This is a genomic window from Pseudoalteromonas sp. 19-MNA-CIBAN-0066 (assembly GCF_040308705.1).
In the GTDB taxonomy this organism is placed as follows: domain Bacteria; phylum Pseudomonadota; class Gammaproteobacteria; order Enterobacterales; family Alteromonadaceae; genus Pseudoalteromonas; species Pseudoalteromonas nigrifaciens.
This window is the reverse complement of sequence record NZ_JBEONZ010000124.1, coordinates 1-353: the sequence shown is the minus strand read 5'-3', so window position 1 is coordinate 353 and position 353 is coordinate 1. Positions and strand designations below refer to the sequence as shown.

1 protein-coding gene is annotated in these 353 nt (G+C 41.4%); it reads left to right on the top strand.

Translation table 11 applies throughout. From position 1 onward, the window contains the following. Positions 1–353 (top strand): dihydrodipicolinate synthase family protein (locus AAEZ18_RS18480; protein WP_352255852.1); only part of this gene is annotated, 353 nt, incomplete at both ends.

The window sequence follows — 353 nt, the reverse complement described above, 5'->3', positions numbered from 1 at the left end:
GCGCCTTCTGATGAAGAAATGTATGCCTATTACGCACTTTCTGCATCAGCAGCAAAAGAGGCAGGTATTACAATAATGCCTTATAACAACCCTGACGCAGCGGGCTATCATGCGCTTTCAATTCAACTTCTTACCCGACTTGCAGCGCTACCTGAAGTAACTGCACTTAAAATATCAACAATAGATGTGTCAATAATTGAAACAATGATGTTGAAGAACAAAGAGTTAAAAATCTTGGCTGGAGTTGACACTGTAACTGTTTATGCTGGGCTTGCTGGCGCATGCGGTGGAATTACAGGTGTTGGTTGTATTTTTCCAAAAGCGAGTCTCACTATGCAGGAACACATTAATAA